This is a genomic window from Aurantimonas coralicida DSM 14790 (genome assembly GCF_000421645.1).
GTDB lineage: Bacteria > Pseudomonadota > Alphaproteobacteria > Rhizobiales > Rhizobiaceae > Aurantimonas > Aurantimonas coralicida.
The window spans coordinates 251864-273043 of record NZ_ATXK01000002.1 but is presented as its reverse complement, the minus strand read 5'-3'; the positions used below and the strand labels follow the sequence as shown (position 1 = coordinate 273043).

At 68.1% G+C, this 21180-nt stretch carries 23 protein-coding genes; 9 read left to right on the top strand and 14 right to left on the bottom strand.

What is annotated here, in order from left to right; translation table 11 throughout:
- Positions 1-62: 62 nt before the first annotated feature.
- The 5 genes from lpdA to H536_RS24895 all read right to left on the bottom strand — a co-directional run bounded on the left by lpdA (position 63) and on the right by H536_RS24895 (position 5442).
- Complete coding sequence (lpdA, locus tag H536_RS0105845; protein ID WP_024349577.1) at positions 63-1460, bottom strand: dihydrolipoyl dehydrogenase; 1398 nt, start codon at positions 1458-1460, stop codon at positions 63-65.
- Entirely contained in the window at positions 1457-2848 is a 1392-nt protein-coding gene (locus tag H536_RS0105840) for a dihydrolipoamide acetyltransferase family protein (protein ID WP_024349576.1), read from the bottom strand. The genes lpdA and H536_RS0105840 overlap by 4 nt, the downstream gene beginning before the upstream one ends.
- 2 nt (positions 2849-2850) lie before the next feature.
- A complete protein-coding gene (locus H536_RS0105835) occupies positions 2851-3864 on the bottom strand; it encodes an alpha-ketoacid dehydrogenase subunit beta (RefSeq protein WP_024349575.1) in 1014 nt (337 codons plus the stop codon).
- A 69-nt stretch (positions 3865-3933) separates the two neighbouring features.
- A complete protein-coding gene (locus H536_RS0105830) occupies positions 3934-5220 on the bottom strand; it encodes a 3-methyl-2-oxobutanoate dehydrogenase (2-methylpropanoyl-transferring) subunit alpha (protein WP_373279268.1) in 1287 nt (428 codons plus the stop codon).
- Positions 5221-5283: 63 nt separating this feature from the next.
- On the bottom strand, positions 5284-5442 hold the full coding sequence (locus tag H536_RS24895) for a hypothetical protein (protein WP_169513616.1): 159 nt from the start codon (positions 5440-5442) through the stop codon (positions 5284-5286).
- Positions 5443-5679: 237 nt separating this feature from the next.
- On the opposite strand from H536_RS24895, the gene H536_RS0105820 reads away from it, so the two are divergent.
- Complete coding sequence (locus tag H536_RS0105820) at positions 5680-7902, top strand: methyl-accepting chemotaxis protein (RefSeq protein WP_029702810.1); 2223 nt, start codon at positions 5680-5682, stop codon at positions 7900-7902.
- Positions 7903-8050: 148 nt separating this feature from the next.
- Here the strand turns inward: H536_RS0105820 and H536_RS0105815 are convergent, their stop codons facing one another.
- The 3 genes from H536_RS0105815 to betB all read right to left on the bottom strand — a co-directional run bounded on the left by H536_RS0105815 (position 8051) and on the right by betB (position 10911).
- Positions 8051-8779 carry an anti-sigma factor gene (locus H536_RS0105815; protein ID WP_024349572.1) on the bottom strand — a complete coding sequence of 243 codons (729 nt, stop codon included), beginning with the start codon at positions 8777-8779 and terminating at the stop codon, positions 8051-8053.
- Positions 8776-9303: a sigma-70 family RNA polymerase sigma factor gene (locus tag H536_RS0105810; protein WP_244495365.1), complete on the bottom strand. Its 528-nt coding sequence runs from the start codon at positions 9301-9303 to the stop codon at positions 8776-8778. Before H536_RS0105810 ends, H536_RS0105815 begins: the two co-directional genes overlap by 4 nt.
- A 144-nt stretch (positions 9304-9447) precedes the next feature.
- Positions 9448-10911, bottom strand: coding sequence for a betaine-aldehyde dehydrogenase (betB, locus tag H536_RS0105805; RefSeq protein ID WP_024349570.1), 1464 nt, complete (start codon positions 10909-10911; stop codon positions 9448-9450).
- 291 nt (positions 10912-11202) lie between these two features.
- On the opposite strand from betB, the gene H536_RS0105800 reads away from it, so the two are divergent.
- The gene (locus tag H536_RS0105800; RefSeq protein WP_024349569.1) at positions 11203-11634 is read left to right on the top strand and encodes a glyoxalase superfamily protein; all 432 of its coding nucleotides are present in this window, start codon (positions 11203-11205) and stop codon (positions 11632-11634) included.
- A 128-nt stretch (positions 11635-11762) separates the two neighbouring features.
- A complete protein-coding gene (locus H536_RS0105795; RefSeq protein WP_051141521.1) occupies positions 11763-12128 on the top strand; it encodes a DUF427 domain-containing protein in 366 nt (121 codons plus the stop codon).
- A 49-nt stretch (positions 12129-12177) separates the two neighbouring features.
- Here H536_RS0105795 and H536_RS0105790 read toward each other — a convergent pair whose 3' ends face one another.
- Positions 12178-12465, bottom strand: a complete 288-nt coding sequence (locus tag H536_RS0105790; RefSeq protein WP_024349567.1) for an Rdx family protein — start codon at positions 12463-12465, stop codon at positions 12178-12180.
- A gap of 97 nt (positions 12466-12562) precedes the next feature.
- Here H536_RS0105790 and H536_RS0105785 point away from each other — a divergent pair, with 97 nt between their 5' ends.
- From H536_RS0105785 to H536_RS0105760, 6 genes are all read left to right on the top strand, one after another.
- The gene (locus tag H536_RS0105785; RefSeq protein ID WP_024349566.1) at positions 12563-13381 is read left to right on the top strand and encodes a potassium channel family protein; all 819 of its coding nucleotides are present in this window, start codon (positions 12563-12565) and stop codon (positions 13379-13381) included.
- 112 nt (positions 13382-13493) lie between these two features.
- Entirely contained in the window at positions 13494-13844 is a 351-nt protein-coding gene (locus tag H536_RS0105780) for an ArsR/SmtB family transcription factor (protein ID WP_009210981.1), read from the top strand.
- Positions 13841-14380: an arsenate reductase ArsC gene (locus H536_RS0105775; protein ID WP_024349565.1), complete on the top strand. Its 540-nt coding sequence runs from the start codon at positions 13841-13843 to the stop codon at positions 14378-14380. Before H536_RS0105780 ends, H536_RS0105775 begins: the two co-directional genes overlap by 4 nt.
- The gene (gene arsC / locus H536_RS0105770; RefSeq protein ID WP_024349564.1) at positions 14377-14802 is read left to right on the top strand and encodes an arsenate reductase (glutaredoxin); all 426 of its coding nucleotides are present in this window, start codon (positions 14377-14379) and stop codon (positions 14800-14802) included. The genes H536_RS0105775 and arsC overlap by 4 nt, the downstream gene beginning before the upstream one ends.
- Positions 14792-15523 carry an arsenical resistance protein ArsH gene (arsH, locus tag H536_RS0105765; protein WP_024349563.1) on the top strand — a complete coding sequence of 244 codons (732 nt, stop codon included), beginning with the start codon at positions 14792-14794 and terminating at the stop codon, positions 15521-15523. The genes arsC and arsH overlap by 11 nt, the downstream gene beginning before the upstream one ends.
- A gap of 31 nt (positions 15524-15554) precedes the next feature.
- Complete coding sequence (locus H536_RS0105760) at positions 15555-16862, top strand: arsenic transporter (protein ID WP_024349562.1); 1308 nt, start codon at positions 15555-15557, stop codon at positions 16860-16862.
- A gap of 6 nt (positions 16863-16868) precedes the next feature.
- Here H536_RS0105760 and gndA read toward each other — a convergent pair whose 3' ends face one another.
- The 5 genes from gndA to H536_RS0105735 form a co-directional block, all read right to left on the bottom strand.
- Positions 16869-18293 (bottom strand): NADP-dependent phosphogluconate dehydrogenase, encoded by a 1425-nt coding sequence (gene gndA / locus H536_RS0105755; RefSeq protein WP_024349561.1) that lies wholly within the window; start codon positions 18291-18293, stop codon positions 16869-16871.
- Between the two features lie 87 nt (positions 18294-18380).
- Positions 18381-19142, bottom strand: coding sequence for an ABC transporter permease (locus tag H536_RS0105750; protein WP_024349560.1), 762 nt, complete (start codon positions 19140-19142; stop codon positions 18381-18383).
- Positions 19139-20065: an ABC transporter ATP-binding protein gene (locus tag H536_RS0105745; RefSeq protein WP_009210988.1), complete on the bottom strand. Its 927-nt coding sequence runs from the start codon at positions 20063-20065 to the stop codon at positions 19139-19141. Before H536_RS0105745 ends, H536_RS0105750 begins: the two co-directional genes overlap by 4 nt.
- A gap of 263 nt (positions 20066-20328) precedes the next feature.
- Positions 20329-20487 carry a DUF3563 family protein gene (locus H536_RS23625; RefSeq protein WP_081651831.1) on the bottom strand — a complete coding sequence of 53 codons (159 nt, stop codon included), beginning with the start codon at positions 20485-20487 and terminating at the stop codon, positions 20329-20331.
- Positions 20488-20634: 147 nt separating this feature from the next.
- Positions 20635-21111, bottom strand: a complete 477-nt coding sequence (locus tag H536_RS0105735; protein ID WP_024349559.1) for a GreA/GreB family elongation factor — start codon at positions 21109-21111, stop codon at positions 20635-20637.
- Between the last annotated feature and the right edge of the window lie 69 nt (positions 21112-21180).

The window sequence follows — 21180 nt, the reverse complement described above, 5'->3', positions numbered from 1 at the left end:
TCTACACCAGCCGGCACCCGGTATCAAACAGCGGCACGCAGAGCCGGCCCGCCCGGCCCCGCTCAGATGTGGATGGCGTGGCCCAGCGCCTTGAAGGCGGCCTCCTGAAATCCTTCCCCTTGGGTCGGATGGGCGTGAATTGTCCCGGCGATGTCTTCGAGGCAGGCGCCCATCTCCAGCGCCAGCGCAAAGGCGGCCGACAATTCGGAGATACCGGCGCCGACGGCCTGAATGCCGAGCACCAGGTGATTGTCGGCCCGCGCCACCACCCGCACGAAGCCGTCGTCGCGGGCAAGGGTCATCGCCCGGCCATTGGCCTGGAAGGGGAAGAGCCCGATCTTGGTCTCATGGCCCTGCCGCTTCGCCTCTTCCGGCGACAGGCCGACGGTGACGATCTCCGGATCGGTGAAGCAAATCGCCGGGATGGCGCGCTTGTCCCAGGCGAGCCGCGCGCCGGCGACGATCTCGGCGACCATCTCGCCCTCGGCCATCGCCTTGTGGGCCAGCATCGGCTCGCCGCAGACATCGCCGATGGCATAGACGCCGCGCATGGCGGTGCGGCGCTGTTCGTCGACCCGCAGGAAGGGCCCGTCCATCTCCAGCACCAGTTCCTCGCGGCCCCAGCCGTCGGTGAGCGGCCTGCGCCCGACCGTGACGAGCACCCGGTCGGCGGCAAGCCGGCGCTCGCTGCCATCGGCACCTTCCACGAGGAGGTCGCCCCCCTCGCCGGCCAGCCCCATGGCTTTCGCCTCGGTCAGGATCTCGACGCCGAGCGCCTCGAGCCGCGCCCGCACCGGCCGGACGAGCTCGGCATCGTAGAGCGGCAGGATCTGCGCCGTCGCCTCGACGATGGTCACAGTCGAGCCGGCCTTGGCGAAGGCGGTGCCGAGTTCGACGCCGATATAGCCGCCGCCGACCACCACCAGACGCTCCGGCGGCGCGGCGAGACTCAGCGCCTCGGCCGAGGAGATCACCTTGCCGCCGAAAGGCAGCGAGGGCAGTTCGACCGGCACCGAGCCGGTGGCGATGACGACATTCTCGGCGGCGATCCGCTGGGTGCCCGTCTCGCCCGTCACCTCGACCGTCTTGCCGTCGAGAAAGCGGGCGCGGCCGGAAACGAGCTTCACCTTGGCCCGCTTCAGGAGGCCGGTGACGCCGTTGTTCAGGCGGTTGACGATGCCGTCCTTCCAGTCGACGATCTCGCCCCAGTCGAGGCCCGGCTCGGCGGCCGTGATGCCGGGGATCGCGACGCCACGGGCCGCCTCGCGCAGCAGGAAATATTCGTCGGCGGCATGGATCAGCGCCTTGGACGGGATGCAGCCGATATTCAGGCAGGTGCCGCCGGGCTTGCGGTCGTCGACGATCACCGTGTCGAGGCCGAGCTGGCCGGCGCGGATGGCGGCGACATAGCCGCCGGGGCCGGCGCCGATCACCAGGAGCTGGCAGGAAATGTCGGTCATGGCCGCTCCTCGACGAAGATCATCGCGGGGGTTTCCAGAAGTGCCTTGATGCGCTGGACGAAGCGGGCGGCGTCCCAGCCGTCGATCACCCGGTGGTCGAAGCTGGAGGAGAGATTCATGCGCCGGCGCGGCACGAAGCGGGTGCCGTCCCAGACCGGACGGATTTCGATCTTGTTGACGCCGACGATGGCGACTTCCGGATGGTTGATCACCGGAGTCGTGACGATGCCGCCCATGGCCCCGAGGGAGGTGATGGTGATGGTCGAGCCGGACAGTTCCTCGCGCTTGGCGGTGCCGGACTTCGCCGCCTCGCCGAGCCGGCCCAGTTCGCCGGCGCAGTTCCACAGGTCGCGCGCCTCGGCATGGCGGACCACCGGCACGACCAGCCCGGCGCCGGTCTGGGCCGCGATGCCGATATGCACGCCGCCATGCTGGTGCAGGATGTTGGCCTCGTCGTCATAGAGCGCGTTCAGCGCCGGCTGCTCGCGGATGGCGATGACCATGGCCCGCATCAGGAAGGGCAGAAGCGTCAGTTTCGGCCGGTCGTCGCGGCGGTCGCGGTTCATCGCGGCGCGCAGATCCTCCAGCGCCTCGACGTCGATCTCCTCGACATAGGTGATGTGGGCGATGCGGCTCTTGGCCAGCGCCATCTTCTCGGCGATGCGCCGCCTGAGGCCGACCACCTTGATCTCGGTGACCGAACTGTCGGCCTGCAGTCCGCCGCCCGCGGACGGCTCGGCGGCGCCACCGTCGAGATAGGCATCGAGATCGTCCTGGCCGATCCGGCCCGCCGGACCGCTGCCGGCGACCCGGCGCAGATCGATTCCGGCCTCCATGGCCCGGCGCCGCACCGCCGGCGAGGCCAGCGGACGCTCGCCCGGCTTGCGCGCCGGCGAGGCGGACGCGGGTCGTTGCGCCTTCGGCCGGGCCGGGGTAGCCGGCGATGCGCCAGAGGAACCGCTACTCAACGGCTTTGCCGGCTTATCTGCGGACACTTCGTTCGCTTTGGCGGCATCGTCGTCGCTGGTCGCGGCCTTGCGGTCGGCCGGTCCGGGCGCCCGTTCGGCCGAGGGCGAACGCGGCGCGTCCTCGCTTGTCGCGACCAATTCGTCGGGGTTCTCATCGGGCTCGTTGGTGCCGCCCTCCCCGTCGACGGTGAGCTTCACCAGCGGCGATCCGACGGCCAGCGTCTCGCCGATCTCGCCGCCCATCCAGGCGACGGTGCCGTCCACCGGCGAGGGAATGTCGACCGTCGCCTTGTCGGTCATCACGGCGGCAAGGACCGCGTCCTCGCGCACCACATCGCCGATCTTCACGTGCCATTCGACGAGCTCGGCCTCGGCGACGCCCTCGCCCACATCCGGCAGCTTGATCGTGTAGGTGCCCATGATCAGCCCTCCATGACCTGTCTGAGGGCCGCCCCGACCCGCGCCGGACCGGGAAAATAGTCCCATTCCTGGGCGTGCGGATAGGGCGTGTCCCAGCCGGCGACCCTGAGGATCGGCGCCTCGAGGTGATAGAAGCAATTCTCCTCGACGAGGGCGCAGAGCTCGGCGCCGAAGCCCGAGGTCAGCGTCGCCTCGTGGACGACGACGCAGCGGCCGGTCTTTTCCACCGATTGCCGGATCAGGTCGAGATCGAGGGGCACGAGGGTGCGCAGGTCGAGGATCTCGGCATCGACGCCGACCATTTCGGCCGCCGCGATGGCGACATGCACCATGGTCCCATAGGCCAGAACGGTGACCCCGGCGCCCTCGCGGCGCACCACGCCCTTGCCGAGCGGCACGGTGTAGCGGCCCTCCGGCACCTCGCCCAGCGGGTGCTTCGACCAGGGCGTCACCGGCCGGTCGTGATGGCCGTCGAAGGGGCCGTTATAGAGCCGCTTGGGCTCCAGGAAGATCACCGGGTCGTTGTCCTCGATGGCGGCGATCAGCAGGCCCTTGGCGTCGTAGGGGTTGGACGGCACCACCGTCTTCAGGCCGGCGACATGGGTGAACAGCGCCTCGGGCGACTGGGAGTGGGTCTGGCCGCCGAAGATGCCGCCGCCGGTCGGCATGCGCACCACCATCGGCGCGGTGAAGTCGCTGGCCGAGCGATAGCGCAGCCGCGCCGCCTCCGAGACGATCTGGTCGTAGGCCGGATAGACGTAATCGGCGAACTGCATCTCCACGACCGGCCGCAAGCCATAGGCGGCCATGCCGATGGCGGTGCCGACGATGCCGCTCTCGTTGATCGGCGCGTCGAAGCAGCGGTTCTTGCCGAAGCGCTCCTGCAGCCCGGCGGTGCAGCGGAAGACGCCGCCGAAATAGCCGACGTCCTCGCCGAAGACGACGACATTGTCGTCCTCCGCCATCTTCACCGCATGGGCGTCGCGGATCGCCTCGATCATGGTCATGCGCGCCATGGCGTCAGCAACCTTTCCTGCGTTCGCCGCCGGGGCCTGCCCGGCCGTTCCGCCCTGCCGTGCGCATCGTCAGTACCCCGCCTGCTGGCGCTGGCGGCGCAGATGCGGCGGCATCTCCTCGTAGACGCCCTCGAACATGTCGCGCACCGAGGGCCGCGGACCGGTGTGGAGCGTGCCGTGGGTCTCGGCCTCGCGCTGGGCGGCGAGGATCTCGGCGTCGATCTCGGCCTCGGCCTGGACGTGGCGCTCCTCGCTCCAGACCTCTTTTAGGATCAGATGATTCTTCAGCCGCTTCACCGGATCGCCAAGCGGCCAGGCGTCGCTCTCCTCCTTGGGACGATAGGCGGAGGGATCGTCCGAGGTGGAATGGGCGGCGGCGCGATAGGTGACCCATTCGATCAGCGTCGGGCCGAGATTGCGGCGGGCCCGCTCGACGGCCCATTTGGACGCCGCGTGGACGGCCAGATAGTCGTTGCCGTCGACCCGCAGCGAGGGAATGCCGAAACCGAGACCGCGGGCCGCAAAGGTGCCCGAGCCGCCGCGGGCAATGCCCTGATAGGTCGAGATGGCCCATTGGTTGTTGACGATATTGAGGACCACCGGCGCCTTGTAGGTCGAGGCGAAGACCATGGCCGAGTGGAAGTCGCTCTCAGCCGTCGAGCCGTCGCCGATCCAGGCCGCGGCGATGCGGTGATCGCCCTTGATCGCCGAGGCCATCGCCCAGCCGACGCCTTGCACGAACTGGGTCGCCAGATTGCCCGAGATCGAGAAGAAGCCGTGTTCCTTCGACGAATACATGATCGGCAGCTGGCGGCCCTTCAGCGGGTCGCGGCGGTTGGAATAGATCTGGCACATCATGTCGACGAGCGGATAATCGTCGGCGATCAGCAGCCCCTGCTGGCGATAGGTCGGAAAGTTCATGTCGCCGGGGCCGAGCGCCTTGCGGAAGGCGCAGGCGATCGCCTCCTCGCCGAGGCACTGCATGTAGAACGAGGTCTTGCCCTGGCGCTGGGCCATCAGCATGCGGCGGTCGAAGGCGCGCACCCGCATCATCGTCTTCAGCCCGGCCAGGACCTCCTCGTCGCTCAGCGTGCCGGCCCATTCGCCCACCGCCTCGCCGGAGCGGTTGAGGACGCGGATGATCGAATAGGCGAGATCGCGGATCTCGGCCGGATCGACGTCGACCGGCGGGCGGCGCACCGTGCCGGCCCGGGCGATCTTCACGCCGCTGAAATCGGGGGTTCCGCCGGGCCGGACCTCGGGCTCGGGCACATGCAGGCTGAGCGGCTGATCGTCCGGCAAGGTCCACCCCCTTCGTCGCGATACATGCGCGACGTTGCGACCGCGCCGAGGCATCCGTCAAGGTGGCGTGTGGGGACGGCCGCGTTTGTCTGCCGGGGGTCTGCCGGCGCGGCGCGACTATTGCGGCCGGATCAGCACCGTCGCCATGAAGGCGAAGATGCCCAGAAGCGCCAGCTTCCAGAAATCGCCGCGCTTGCGCAGCCCCGGCACGCCGAAGGGCCGGATCAGATGGGCGATCATCAAAAGCAGGAAGATGACGGAAAAGAGCTTGCTCATCGGGGCAGCGTTACCGCATCGGCCGACCCCGCGCCATGGCTGATCGACCGGCTTACAAAGACCGCGAACAGCGCCCGCCGCGCCAACCTTGCGTCAGGCTCCGGGCAAATCGAAAGCAACCGCGGCGCGTTCGCACATTGTTAAGTGCTGTTGATCAAATTCCTGTGTGCCGATGATCATTTCCCGACGCCGCGACACTACCGGCAGGCGTCAGACCCGCGAAAGAAGTTCGAGACGATGAAGACCAAGGCCGAGGTCGCACGACCGCTCTGGATCCGCATTACCGCCTACGGGTTTGCCGCCGTCCTGTTTGCCAGCTGCATGATCGGTGGCCTCGCCTGGTATCGCCAGGCGGTGATGAACGACGCCAATATCCATGCCGAGATGGCCAATGATCTGTCCTTCGTGATGGCCGACATCGAGGCCCAGAAGCGCGCCGCCTCGGCCCTTGCGCTGGCGCTGGCTGCCGATCCCGGCGTCGCCGACCTCGTGATGGCGAACGACCGCGATGCGCTGCTGGCGCGCTACGGCGGCAATTACGAAGAGATCGTCGAAAAGGGCGCGATGCAGCTCATCACCTTCAGCCAGGCCGATACTACCGTCGTGGCGCGCATCCACGAGCCCGGCAAGTTCGGCGACAAGCTCGCCGGCCGGCGCAAGATGGTGGAAGCGGCGATCGCCGGCGGCCAGATGACGGCCGGCATCGAGCCGGGCCGCACCGCCGTCAGCATGTTCGCCTCGGCTCCGGTGATCCGCAACGGCGTCGTCGTCGGTATCGTCGATATCGGCACCAAGCTGACCGAGCAGTATTTCGCGCGCCTTGCCGAGAGCCGCAACGCCGCGCTCACCGTCAAGATCTTCACCGACGAGGGCTTCGTCACCCAGGCTTCGACCATGGCGTCGGAAGGCCTGCTCGACCTGTCGGAAGTGCAGACGGTCTATGGCGGCACCACGGTGGAGAAGATCGCCGATGTCGGCAATGTCAGCTATGCGGCCACCGCGATCCCGCTGACGAACTATTCCGGCACCAATATCGGCGTCTTGGAAGTCGCCTCCGACGTCAGCGCCATGGCCGCGGGCCGCAGCGCCGCGCTCTGGTCCACCATCGTCGGCACGCTGGTCGTGTCGCTCCTGTCGCTTCTCGGCTTCATGCTGTTCGCCCGTTCCCTCGGCGGCGCCATCCAGCGCCTGACCGCGACCATGGGCACGCTGGCGACCGGCGACCATTCGGTCGAGGTCCACGGCCAGGAACGCGCCGACGAGATCGGCGCGATGGCCCGCGCCGTGCAGGTCTTCAAGCAGACCGCCATCGACCAGGAGCGTCTGGAGGAGGAAGCCGAGGCCACCCGCATCAGCCAGGAAGAGGCCAAGAAGCGTCAGGCGGCCCTCGACAACGCCAAGGCTGAGGATCTGCGGGCCTTTGTCGGCGTCGTCGAGGTGGGCTTCGAGCGTCTGTCGGCCGGCGACCTGACCGTGCGCATGCAGGACAGGGTGGCCGAGGAGTTCGAGCCGATCCGCGCCAAGTTCAACGCCAGCGTCGCCTCGCTGGAAGAGGCCATCGGCCATGTCGTGACCTCCATCGCCTCGATCCGTACCGGTCTCGGTGAGATCAACACCGCGTCGAACGATCTGGCGCATCGCACCGAACAGCAGGCGGCCAGCCTCGAAGAGACTGTTGCAGCCCTTGGCGAAGTCACCCAGGCGGTCAACGAGACCGCCGAGGGTGCCGGCAAGGCCCAGCAGGTGGCGTCGGGGGCCCGCGAGAAGGCGCAGAAGGGCGGCGAGGTCGTCGGCAAGGCGGTCGCGGCCATGGGCCAGATCGAGCAGTCGTCCGAGAAGATCAACTCGATCATTTCCGTCATCGACGAGATCGCCTTCCAGACCAACCTGCTTGCCCTGAATGCCGGTGTCGAGGCGGCACGGGCCGGCGAGGCGGGCAAGGGCTTTGCGGTCGTCGCCCAGGAAGTGCGCGGGCTCGCCCAGCGCTCGGCGGAAGCCGCCAAGGAGATCAAGACGCTGATCGCCACGTCCCGCGAGCAGGTCGGCACCGGCGTCGAGCTGGTCACCGCGTCCGGCAAGTCGCTGGAGGAGATCGTCACCGAGGTCAGCGCCATGGCCGAAGTGATCTCGACCATTGCATCGAGCGCCCGTGAACAGGCGACGAGCCTGCGGGAAGTCTCGGGGGCCGCCGACCAGATGGACAAGGTGACCCAGCAGAACGCCGCGATGGTCGAGGAAGCGACGGCGGCCAGCCAGACGCTGGCCAACGAGACCGACGAGTTGGCCCATGCCATGGCCAAGTTCAGCACCAGTGCCGGCAATGCCGGCGCCCGCCGCGGTTCGCCGGCGCCTCAGGCCTCGCATCGCCACGGGGCGCCGTCGCGCGGCGTCACGCAGCTGCGGACCATCGACGGCGGTGCGGCACCGAAGCCGGTCGCCGACAGCTGGGACGAGTTCTGAGAAACAATAGCCCGGCGCGTTCGCGTGCCCGGCCACCGGACCGACTGACTGAGCCGGGAAACCAACGGTCCGACGCTTCCGATCACATGCAGACAGGCCGGTCGATCTCTCGCGAGGTCGACCGGCCTGTTCCGTTCCTGTCAGGCGATCAGATCGAATGCAGCGGGCCGGAGGCGACGACGGGTCCCGTCGGCAGGCCGGTGGGTGAACCACCCTCGGGCTCCATGGAAACCGCGAGCGCGGCATCGGTGGCGCCATATTCGGGATCGCTGAGAACCAGCCGCAGCGGATGAGTCATGTCGATCAGGCCGAGCGAGCGCGGCGCACCGCCGGCCGGCGGCACCAGCCAGAGCTCGGGCACCCGGCCCGCCTCCTGCGCCGCGACGACGGGGATCAGCGTCGCCTCGGCAGTGCCGGTATCGATCACCACCGTCAGGAGCGGCGTGCCGTCATCGGCGCTGAGCGTCGCGGTCAGCGTCCCGCCCGGCGCCTGGGGCGGTGCGGCGAGGTCGCGCCCGGCGACCAGAATGAGCATGGCCAGGCTGGTGACGGCGAGCCCCATGCCGCCGAGCCCCAGCCATTGCCAGATCGGCGACACCCTGCGGCCGCGCGGCGCCGCCGGGGTCGCGGCACGGCGCGTCGTCCAGTCGATCTCACCGGCAATGCGGGACCAGACGCTGGCGGGCGGCACCACCGCCGGCACCGTCTGCGCCAAAGGTCCGAGGCGCTCGGCCCAGGCATCGATCTCCTGCGCGAAGGCGGCATCCGTCGCCGCCCGGCGCTCGACCGCACGACGCTCCGCGCCATCCAGGACGCCGAGCACATACTCGGCGGCCAGATCCGCATCGTCCCGTTCGTGGTCTTGCGCCGCGGTCATTGCGACAGGCATCCCTTCAGTTTCTGCAGTCCGCGCCGGATCAGGCTCTTCATGGTGCCGAGCGGCACCCCGGCATGTCCGGCCAGCGTTTCATAGGTGGCGCCGCCGAAAAAGGCCGCGGTGATCGCACTGCGGGCGCGCTCCTCCAGCGTGTCCAGGCATACGGCGAGTTGCTGCCCCTCCTGCGCGCGATGCAGCAGCTCGAAGGCGTCGGGCGTGCCATCGGCAAGATCCAGCGCAGCGTCCACCGGCCGGTCGGCGCGGCGGGGGCCGACCTGGCGCAGCCGGTCGATCGACCGGTTGCGGGCGATCGTCGCCAGCCAGGTGATCGGGCTCGCCCGCCCCGCATCGAAGCTCTCGGCCTTGCGCCATATGATCAGATACACATCCTGCAACACGTCCTCGGCTTCCTCGCGGTCCCCCAAGATACGCAGGCAGATGCCGAAAAGCTTCGCCGATGTCAGATCATAGACGGCCTGCAGGGCCCCGCGGTCGCCCGCGGCGACGGCGCGCAGGCGTTCCACGAGCACAGCCCGGCCTTCCTCCGCACTTGTCGCCATCAGGGCCGGGTTCTCGCTGCTTCGCCGCACATGCAGACAGCCGAACAATGGCGGCGGGCGAAAGTCAACGCCTGCACCCTGACGGTCCCGTGACCGGCCCCCACCACGTCAGTAGGGCGCTTCGCTGGTGCCCATCTCGACATAGACGGACTTGACCTGGCTGTAGTGCTCCAGCGCCGCCCGTCCGTTCTCTCGCCCGATGCCGGAGCGCTTGAAGCCGCCGAAGGGCATTTCCACTGGGGTCAGATTGTAGGCGTTGATCCAGCAGGTGCCGGCCTGCAGCTTCGCCACGACCCGGTGGCCGCGCTGGATGTCGCGGGTGTAGACGCCCGCCGCCAAGCCGAACTCGCTGGCATTGGCCCGGGCGATCGCCTCCTCCTCGTCGTCGAAATCGAGGACGCACATGACCGGGCCGAAGATCTCCTCGCCGGCGATGCGCATGTCGTCGGTCACGTCGGTGAAGACCGTCGGCTCGACGAAGACGCCGTCGGGAAAGCCGTCGACCTTCGCACTGCCGCCGCCGCAGGCGACCGTCGCGCCTTCCTGCCGGCCGATCTCCAGATAGGAGAGCACCTTCTCGTACTGGGCGCGCGAGACCAGCGGGCCGAGATCGGTGGTCACCCGCATCGGGTCGCCGAGGGTGATCGCCCTGGTGCGCGCCACCAGCTTCTCGACGAAGGCGGCCCGCACCGAGCGCTCGACGAAGACGCGGGTGCCGTTCGAGCAGATCTGGCCGGTGGAGTAGAAATTGCCGAGGATCGCGCCGGAAACCGCCGCATCGAGATCGGCATCGGCGAAGACCACGATCGGCGACTTGCCGCCGAGCTCCAGGGTCACGTGCTTGGTCGTCTGCGACGCCGCCTGCATCACCCGCGCGCCGGTCGGCACCGAGCCGGTGACCGACACCTTGGCGATCTGCGGATGCCCGGCGAGTGCCGCACCGACCGGGCCCATGCCCTGCACGACGTTGAAGACGCCGGCCGGCAGGCCCGCCTCGGACAGGATCTCGGCGAGTTTCAGCGCCGTCAGCGGCGTCACTTCAGAGGGCTTGAAGATCATCGCATTGCCGCAGGCCAGCGCCGGCGCGGCCTTCCAGGATGCGATCTGGATCGGGTAGTTCCAGGCGCCGATGCCGGCGCAGACGCCCAGCGGTTCGCGGCGCGTATAGGCGAAGGAGCCGCCGAGATCGATGTAGTCGCCGGTGATGTCGGCGGCCAGCGCGCCGAAATATTCCAGCGCGTCGGCGCCCGAGGCGGCATCCGCCACCAGCGTCTCGGACAGCGCCTTGCCGGTGTCCAGCGTCTCCAGCTCCGACAGCGCCTCGTTGCGGTCGCGCATGATCGCCGCGGCCCGGCGCAGGATGCGGCCGCGCTCGGCGCCGGTCATTGCCGCCCAGACGGCCTGCCCCTTCTGCGCCGCGGCAATGGCGCGCTCGATCAGGGCCGGGGTGGCCGCATGCAGTTCGGCGATGGTCTCGCCGGTGGCCGGATAGATGCTGGCGAAGGCCTCGCCGCTCTCGTCCTCGACATAGCCGCCGTCGATGTAATGGGATCCGTTGGGCTGGGCGCGCATGGCTTCGTCCTCTTCCTTCGTTGCCGCTTCTGTAACGCCGCCGGCCGCCGCGCGCCACCATGGCGGGTCCGCCGATGCCGCCGACACCGCCGCGCTTGACGTTGCGACCGCAACCCTCCATCTGTGCTGCGGGCCGAGGGAGCCTGCCGCTCGCGGGCGAAAGCCGTGGTGAATCCCCTTTCCGATCATCCGTGACGCCAATCGTGTTGGCATGCGGCCTGACGGCAATCGCGAGCCCCGACTTCAAGACGCCGCATGCGACGACCTCGAAAGGTTCAGCAGATGACCGGCATGCCCCACACCCAGACCGCCACCGACTACAAGGCCCAGGCCAGGCGCCTGCGCGCCGGACTGGCGGACACGGGCCACGACCTCACCCACAGCGCCGCCCTGGAACTGGTGGCGCGCCAGCATGGCGTGCGCGACTGGAACACGCTGAATGCGCTGGCCGCACGCGGTCGCTCCGTCGCCGATCTCACCATCGGCTCGACGGTGGCCGGCCGCTATCTCGGCCACGACTTCACCGGCGAACTCGTCGCGTTGCACGCTCTGTCCAAGAGCGGGCGCTACCGGGCCTCGATCCAGTTCGACACCCCGGTGGACGTCGTCTCCTTCGACAGTTTCTCGGCGTTCCGGCGGCGGGTGACCGTCACCGTGGATGCGACCGGCGCAACGGCCGAGAAGACCTCGGACGGCCGGCCACATCTGCAACTCGCGCTCTAGGCGCGGCCAAAACTCCGTGCCGGGCGCCCGTCCCGGCACGGCAGCGATCCGGACGCTTCGCCGCAGCCGGGGAACAGCTTGGCCACGGTCCCCTTTCCCTTGCCAATCACTGCAATTGGAGAAGCCCGATGACCACAGACATGGAACAGCGCACCCGCGAACGGATTCGCATCGAGCCGGCAACCGGCCCGGTGATCGTCAATTTCCATGGCGCGATCCTCGCCTCCACCAATGAGGCTCTGGTGCTGCACGAGACCGGCTACGACCCGGTCTACTACATCCCGAAGGACCGGGTGGAGATGGCCTATCTGCGCGAGAGCGACCGGCGCACGACCTGCCCGTTCAAGGGCGAGGCCCGCTACTGGTCGATCACCGCCGAGGCGCAGGCGGCCGACGATGCGGTCTGGGCCTATGACACGCCCCATGCCGGCGTCGGCGAGATCGCCGGCCATGTCGCCTTCGATCCGAGCAAGGTGACCGTCGCCGTCGATTGATCCGGCCGGGCCTTTCATCCTGCGCGGGGCCGGCAGCGGCCCCGCCGCGTCAGCGGTCGTTGTGGCCGAGGTCGCGAGCCGGATCGAGCCGGTCGCGCACCCGCTGCTTCAGGACCTTGGCCTCGGGAAAACCGCCATCGGCCTTGCGCTCCCAGATCGTCTCGCCCTCATAGCGGATCTCGAAGACGCCGCCGGTGCCCGGCACCAGCGCCACCTCGCCCAGATCCGGGCCGAACGTCGAGAGCAGCTCCTGCGCCATCCAGGCCGCCCGCAGCAGCCACTGGCACTGGGTGCAATAGGTGATCGCGATCCTCGGGGCCGCCACGTCGTCGCTCATTGCCTGTACTCCTGAAGCCTGCCGCGCTACCTCGGACATCGGAGCGGCATTCCGGCCGATCCGCGACGCGCCCTCCCGGACCCAACGATCGGCCGCAATGCTGCAATCCGCCCGTCCTGCACATGGCAGGCACCGCCGCCGGCTCAAGACCCGGATCGCCCGCGCCAGGGTCCGCCTGCGCCGGCTCTATCACGGCCACACCCGCAACGCCCTGCGCTTCCAGATGGCGGTGCTCCTCGTCGACATGGCGATCATCGCCTTCTTCGTCTTCAGCCCGATCCTGCGCGACGACCCGTCCTTCCTCTTCGTCGACTACTCGGTCGCCGCGATCCTGGCCGCCGACGTCGCCGCCCGGTGCTTTGCCGCCCGCAACCCGCTCAAATGGCTGCGCCAGCCCTTCGTGCTGCTCGACCTGGTGATCCTGGCGACGCTGCTGTTTCCCTACACCTTCATCAATTTCGGCTTCCTGCGGATCGTCCGCCTGTGGTCGATCTCCCAGAGCGGCGTCCTGTGGCGGCCGCTGCGGCGCTGGGGCCACAAGGACTGGGAACAGCTCGCCCGCGCGGTGGTGAATCTGATCACCTTCCTCTTCCTGGCGACGGGCTTCGTCTACACGACCTTCTTCCGCAAGGGCTCCGGCCTCGAAGGCTATCTCGACGCCCTCTATTTCACCGTCGCCTCGGTGACGACGACGGGCTACGGCGACATCACCCTGCCGGGCAGCTGGGGCAAGCTGACCTCGGTGGTCATCATGATCATCGGCATCTCGCTGTTCGTGCGGCTGGCGCAGGCGATCTTCCGGCCGCGCAAGGTGGATTACCCCTGCCCCAATTGCGGCCTGCAGCGCCACGACCCCGACGCCGTCCACTGCAAGGCCTGCGGCCAGCTCCTGAAGATTCCCGACCCCGGCGACTGACCGGACTGCCGCCGCAAACGGCCGTCTCCGGACGACGCCGTGACGGGCACCGCGCGCCGGGCGGCGGCATCGCCGCACTTGCATACTACAAATATCCTTGTAGTATTGCAGCATGGATGAAGACAGAGCCGTCGCGGCGCTCGCCGCCCTTGCCCATGCCGACCGCCTCGCCGCCTTCCGCGCCCTCGTGCAGGCCGGCCCCGAGGGACTGCCCTCCGGCGTGATCGCGGAGCGTCTCGGCGCGGCCCCCACCCGGATGAGCTTTCATCTCGCCGCCCTCGAGCGCGGCGGGCTGATCGGCTCGCGGCGGGACGGACGGCGCATCCTCTATGCCGTCCGCTACGACGAGATGCGCGGCCTGCTGGGCTTCCTCACCGAGGATTGCTGCGGCGGCCGGCCCGAGCTTTGCGGCGATCTTGCCGCGCTGGTGCCCGCCTGCGGGACAGAGGAGGCCTGCCGATGACCCGGTCCGATCCGTTCAACGTGCTGTTCCTGTGTACGGGCAATTCCGCCCGCTCGATCCTCGCCGAAGCCATCCTGCGCAAGGAGGGCGGCGGGCGCTTCAACGCCTTTTCGGCGGGCAGCTTCCCCAGGCCCGACGTCCACCCGATGAGCCTCGAGCTCCTGGCCGAGCATGGCTATCCGACCGAGGGGCTGCGGTCGAAGACCTGGGACGAGTTCGCCGAGCCGGGCGCGCCGAAGATGGATTTCGTCTTCACCGTCTGCGACGACGCGGCCGGCGAATCCTGCCCGGTCTGGCCGGGCCAGCCGATGACCGGGCATTGGGGCATCGAGGATCCGGCGGCGGAAACACGCGGCGGAATGTGGCAGCGCGCTGCCTTTCTGCGTGCGCTGCATTACATGCGCAATCGCATCGCCGTCTTCACGGCGTTGCCGATTGAAACGCTCGAGCGCAGCAGCCTGACCGCCGAGATCCGTGCCATTGGCCGGTTGGAGGGGACGACGGCGACCGCTCCCCAGCCAGCAGAGGCCCCATGACCGTCACGATCTATCACAACCCCGACTGCGGCACTTCGCGCAACACCCTCGCCATGATCCGCCAGTCCGGCGAGGAGCCGCAGGTCATCGAATATCTGAGGAACCCGCCCAGCCGCGAGACGCTGATCGAGCTTCTCAACATGATGCAGATGAAGCCGCGCGACCTGCTGCGCGAAAAGGGCACGCCCTATGCCGAGCTCGGCCTCGATGATCCGAAGCTGTCGGACGAGGAGATCCTCGCCGCGATGATGCAGCACCCGATCCTGATCAACCGCCCGATCGTGGTGACCGACAAGGGCGCCCGGCTGTGCCGTCCGTCGGAGACCGTGCTGGAGATCCTGCCGGATCCCGAGATCGGCCTGTTCACCAAGGAGGATGGCGAAGTGGTGATCGAAGGAAGCGAACACTACCATGACGGATGAGCCTGCAACGCCGTTCGACCTGCCGAACATCGCCGCCGACCAGCTGGAACGGCCCGATGTCGCGGCGCTGGCCGGGTCGGACGGTCCGGCCCATGCGCCGCGGATCCTGGTCCTCTACGGCTCGATCCGCGAACGCTCCTATTCGCGCCTCGCCTCGGAGGAAGCAGGCCGGCTGCTGCGCTGGTTCGGCTGCGAGGTGAAGACCTTCGATCCGCGCGACCTGCCGCTGCCCGACGGTGCCGAGCCCTCCCATCCGAAGGTGAAGGAGCTGCGCGATCTCACCATGTGGGCCGAGGGCATGGTCTGGGTCAGCCCGGAGCGCCACGGCGCGATGACGGCGATCATGAAGGCGCAGATCGACTGGCTGCCGCTGTCGCTCGGCGGCGTGCGGCCGACCCAGGGCAAGACGCTGGCGGTCATGCAGGTGTCCGGCGGCTCGCAATCCTTCAACGCCGTCAACCAGATGCGCATTCTCGGCCGCTGGATGCGCATGGTCACCATCCCCAACCAGTCGTCGGTGGCCAAGGCCTTCAACGAATTCGACGAGGCCGGGCGGATGAAGCCGTCCGCCTATTACAACCGCATCGTCGATGTCTGCGAGGAGCTGGTGAAGTTCACCCATCTCGTGCGCGGCCGGTCGGACTATCTGACCGATCGCTATTCCGAGCGCGTGGAGAGCGCGGAAGCCGTCTCCCTCAGGGTCAACCAGCGCTCGATCTGAGCTTTCTTGCCTCCCCGTCCCGGACATTGCCATGCTCGCCTTCGCGATCTTCCTCGCCACCCTGATCCTCGTCATCTGGCAGCCGAAGGGCCTTGGCATCGGCTGGAGCGCGCTGGGCGGCGCGGCGGTGGCAATGGCCGTCGGGGTGGTCGATTTCACCGATCTCGGCGTCGTCTGGGATATCGTCTGGGACGCGACCTTCACCTTTGTCGGGCTGATCGTCATCTCGCTGATCCTCGACGAGGCGGGCTTCTTCCACTGGGCGGCGTTGCATGTAGCGCGCTGGGGCGGCGGCAACGGACGGCGGCTGTTCCCGCTCGTCGTGCTGCTCGGCGCGGTGATCGCGGCCTTCTTCGCCAATGACGGCGCGGCGCTGCTTCTGACGCCGATCGTGCTGGCGATCCTCCTGCGGCTCGACTTCCGGCCCGAGGCGGCGCTGGCCTTCATCGTCGCCACCGGCTTCGTCGCCGACACGACCAGCCTGCCGCTGGTCATCTCCAATCTCGTGAACATCGTCTCGGCGAATTATTTCGACATCAGCTTCAACCGCTACGCGCTGGTCATGGTGCCGGTCGACCTCGTCGCGCTGGCGGCGACGCTGGCGGTGCTGTGGGTCTATTACGGCCGGGCGATCCCGGCGGCCTATCCGGTGGAGGAACTGGAAGCGCCGCGTTCGGCGATCCGCGACCCGCTGGTGTTCCGCGCCGCCTTCCCGCTGCTCGGCCTCCTGCTGGTCGCCTATTTCGTCACCGGCCCGTTCGACGTGCCGATCGCCTTCGTCACCGGCGCCGCGGCCTTGCTGCTGCTGGCCATCGCCGGCCGCTGGATCGGCAAGGGCGCGGCGGTGGTGCCGATCGGCCGGGTCCTGCGCAATGCGCCCTGGCAGATCGTCCTGTTCTCGGTCGGCATGTATCTGGTGGTCTACGGCCTCGGCAATGCCGGCCTGACGGATCTGGCCGCCGGCCTCCTGGTCTGGCTCGGCCAGCAGGGCAATCTCGTGGCGACCGTCGGCAGCGGCTTTGCCGCCGCCATCCTCGCCTCGGTGATGAACAACATGCCGGCGACGCTGGTCGGGGCGCTGGCCATCGACCGGGCGGACGTCGCGCCGCTGACCCAGGAGCTGATGATCTACGCCAACGTCATCGGCAACGATCTCGGGCCGAAATTCACCCCGATCGGCAGCCTCGCCACGCTGCTCTGGCTGCATGTCCTGGCCACCAAGGGACATCGCATCACCTGGGGCCAGTACATGAAGGTCGGGCTGGTCATCACGCCGCCAGTGCTCCTGGCGACGCTTCTCGCGCTGGTCGTCTGGCTGCCTCTGGTGAACGGCAGCTAGGCCGGATCAGACCGCCGGCCAGCGATGGTGGAAGACACCGTCGCGGTCGAGCCGGTGGAAGGTGTGGGCCCCGAACAGGTCGCGCTGCGCCTGGGTCAGATTGGTGGTGCCGCGCGCCCGGCGATAATCGTCGAAATAGGCGAGCGCCGCCGACAGCGCCGGCACCGGGATGCCGGCCATGGACGCCTTGGCGACGACCTTGCGCAGCGCCGTCTGCCCCGCCTCGACCCGGCCGATGAAGGCCGGCGACTGCAACAAATTGACCACGCCGCCGGTCTCGTAGGCGCCGGCGATGTCGTCGAGGAACTGCGAGCGGATGATGCAGCCGGCGCGCCAAATCTCGGCGATGGTGCCGAGCGGCAGGTTCCAGCCGAACTCCTCCGAAGCCGAGGCCATGGTGGCATAGCCCTGGGCGTAGGCGATGATCTTGGCGGTCTCCAGCGCCTGCTCCAGCTCGGCGATGCCGGCGGCCTCGCCGGAGAAATCCGCCGCCTCGGTGGCGATGCCGGCATAGAGACGGCTCGCCTCGGCCCGCTCGGAGCGGCGCGAGGAGACGCCACGCGCCGAGACCGCGGCCTCGATGGTGGTGGCGCCGACGCCCAGCTTCTGCGCCTCGATGACCGCCCAGCGGCCGGTGCCCTTCTGGCCGGCCTCGTCGACGATCAGGTCGACCAGCGGCTTGCCCGTCTCCGGGTCCTTCTCGGCGAGATTCACCGCGGTGATCTCGATCAGATAGGAGGACAGGCCGCCCTTGTTCCACTCGGCGAAGATCGCCGCCATGGCGTCCGCCTGCATCCCCATGCCGTCGCGCATGATGCCGTAGATCTCGGCGATCATCTGCATGTCGGCATATTCGATGCCGTTGTGGATGGTCTTGACGAAATGGCCGGCTCCGTCCGGGCCGAGCCAGGCGACGCAGGGCGCGCCCTCGTATTTCGCCGCGATCTTGGTCAGGATCGGCTCGAGCTGCGGATAGGTGTCCTTGGCGCCGCCGACCATGATCGAGGGGCCGTGGCGCGCACCGAGCTCGCCGCCCGATACGCCCATGCCGACGAAGTTGAGGCCGGTGCCCTCGACGTCCCTGGAGCGGCGAACCGTGTCGTTGAAATCGGCATTGCCGGCGTCGATCATTACGTCGCCGGGCGACAGCAGCGGCGCCACCTCGGCCATCTCGTCATCGACGATCTTGCCGGCCGGGACCATGAACAGCACCAGCCGCGGGCTCTTCAGCGAGGCGACGAATTCCTTCAGCGTGGAGGCCGGCACGACATTGTCGCCGATGCCCGGATTGTCGTCGCGCAGGGCAAAGCCCTTCTCGACGGTGCGGTTGAAGACCGCCACCCTGAAGCCCTTCTCGGCGATGTTGAGCGCGAGATTGGCGCCCATCGTCCCGAGACCATAGACCCCGATATCGGCCGGCCGATCAACCATCTGACTTCTCCTGTCTTCCCCCGCCTCGGGCGATGCGCCACGCCGGACGGTCCGTCGAATTGCGTTTCGCGGCGGTCGCCGCGCGTGTCAGCTCTTCAGCCGCCAGCCGGTGCGGAAGATCCAGCCGATGACCAGCAGGCTGGCCACCAGAAAGACCAGCGTCATGGCAAGGCTCACCCCGATCGACACGTCCGACGTGCCGTAGAAGGCCCAGCGAAAGCCGCTGATCAGATAGACGACCGGATTGACCAGGCTGACGTCCTGCCAGAACTCCGGCAGCATCTTGATGGAATAGAAGCTGCCTCCCAGAAAGGCCAGTGGGGTGATGATCAGCAGCGGCACGAGCTGCAGTTTCTCGAAGCCGTCGGCCCAGATGCCGATGATGAAGCCGAACAGCGAGAAGGTGATCGCCGTCAGGACGAGGAAGGAGAGCATCCAGATCGGATGCTCGATCCGCAGATCGACGAAGAACCAGGCGGTGGCGAGGATGATCAGGCCGAGCATGGCCGATTTGGTGGCCGCCGCGCCGACATAGCCGAGCACGATCTCGAAGGCCGAGATCGGCGCCGACAGGATCTCGTAGATCGTGCCTACGAATTTGGGGAAATAGATGCCGAAGGCGGCATTGGTCAGGCTCTGCTGCAACAGCGACAGCATGATCAGGCCGGGCACGATGAAGGCGCCGTAGGAGACGCCGTCGATCTCCTCGATACGCGAGCCGATGGCCGCGCCGAAGACGACGAAATAGAGCGAGGTCGAGATGACCGGCGAGATCACGCTCTGCATGATGGTCCGCCAGGTGCGGGCCATCTCGAACTTGTAGATTGCGCGGACCGCAGCGAAATTCATGCCTCGTCCCTCACCAGGTTCACGAAGATTTCCTCCAGCGTGGACTGTTTGGTCGACAGGTCGCGGAAGCGGATGCCGGCGTCCGACAGGCGGCTCATCAGCGTGGCGATGCCGGTGCGCTCGGCCGTGGTGTCGTAGCTGTAGGTCAGGCTCTCCCCGTCCGGCGCCAGCGTGATGTCGTAGTCGTCGAGCCCGTCCGGCAGGCGCTGGATCGGCTCCTGCAGATGCAGGGTCAGTTCCTTGTGGCCGAGCTTGCGCATCAGCTCGGCCTTGTCCTCGACCAGGATCAGCTCGCCGCGCGAGATGACGCCGATACGGTCGGCCATCATCTCGGCTTCCTCGATATAGTGGGTGGTCAGGATGATGGTGACGCCGGATTCGCGCAGCTTGCGCACGACTTCCCACATCTCGCGGCGCAGGCCGACATCGACGCCGGCCGTCGGCTCGTCGAGGAACAGCACCTCCGGCTCGTGCGACAGCGCCTTGGCGATCAGGACGCGGCGCTTCATGCCGCCCGACAGGGTCATGATCTTGCTGTCGCGCTTGTCCCACAGCGACAGGTCGCGCAGCACCTTCTCGATATGGGCCGGATTGCGCTTCTTGCCGAACAGCCCGCGCGAGAAGGAGACGGTCGCCCAGACGCTCTCGAAGGCGTCGGTGGTCAGCTCCTGCGGGACCAGGCCGATCATCGAGCGGGCGGCGCGGAAGTCGCGGTCGATGTCGTGGCCGCCGACCGAGATCGAGCCCTCGGTCAGGCCGGCAATGCCGCAGATGATCGAAATCAGCGTCGTCTTGCCGGCGCCGTTGGGGCCGAGCAGCGCGAAGATCTCGCCCTTGTCGATGGACAGGTCGATGTTCTTCAGCGCCTGGAAGCCGCCCGCATAGGTCTTCGAGACGTTCTGGACGGAGAGGATCGGTGCCATGGAGAGATGCTACCGCTGCAGGAGACGGCCGGAGCGAGCGAATGTCGCCGGGCATTTCCACCCGACATAGCCGTTCGGCCAGCTTTGGCCAGAGGCAGTCGGACGGACGGATCGTCAACCGGCATACCCGCAGACGAGAACGCCCGCAAACGACGGGGCAGCGGGAAGCTGGCGCGTCGTTTGCGGGCGGTGAATCCGGCCCGTCGCGCGCAGGCCGTGCCTGCGCCGGGCAGATCGAGGCGGGAGAAGCCTCCCGCGCCCTGTCAGAAGGGGTAGCTACGTGCCGAGAAACGGCCCTGGTCGACCTCGCGGAGACGGCGCTCCAGGTCGGACATGGACACGGACTGGTCCAGATAGGCCCGAACCCGCTCCTGCTCGCGGTTGCGGCGGAAGGCGCCGCGGATCTTGTCGGTGATGTTCATGATCGGTCTCCTTTCCGCCCTTAGATGGAAGCTTTGCCGCAATGCAGCAATGCCGCGCGATGCAAGGCAGCCATGCCGTGGCGGCACGGCGGCGGAAAGGATTCGTTAACGATCCCGGCCCGCAGCCTCAGCCGACCGGGATGCGGCTCAGGCGGCTTCCTCGGAAATCGCCACGATCTCGGCATCGGCCGTGCCGGCGCGCACGACGTCACCGACGGTCCGGCCGATCAGGCTGCGGGCCAGCGGCGACAGATAGGAGATCAGCCCGGCGGACGGATCGGCCTCGTCGATCCCGACAATGGTGAATTGCTGGGTGCGGCCATCCTCGCGCTCGATCGACACGACGCTGCCGAACTGGGCGGTGCCGCCGGTGTCGCGCGGCCGGATCAACTCGGCGGTCGCCCGCCGGGCATTCCAGTAGCGCAGATCGCGATTGATGTTCGCGATGGCGATCTTGTCGTCGGCCTGCCGCGCCGCCTCCTTGCGCTCGTTCAGCGCGGCGACCTCGGCATCGATCAGCGACAGCCCGCGCGGCGTGACGAGATTGGGCTCGGTGCCCAGATCGCGATCCGGCAGCACCTCGACCTGGTCGTCATTGGGTTCCTTGACGAAAGCGACACTCATCGGACGACATCCTGTTGTTGTACAAGGGATGTAGGGTCGCCGACGACGCGCTCAACCGGCCCGGCAAGG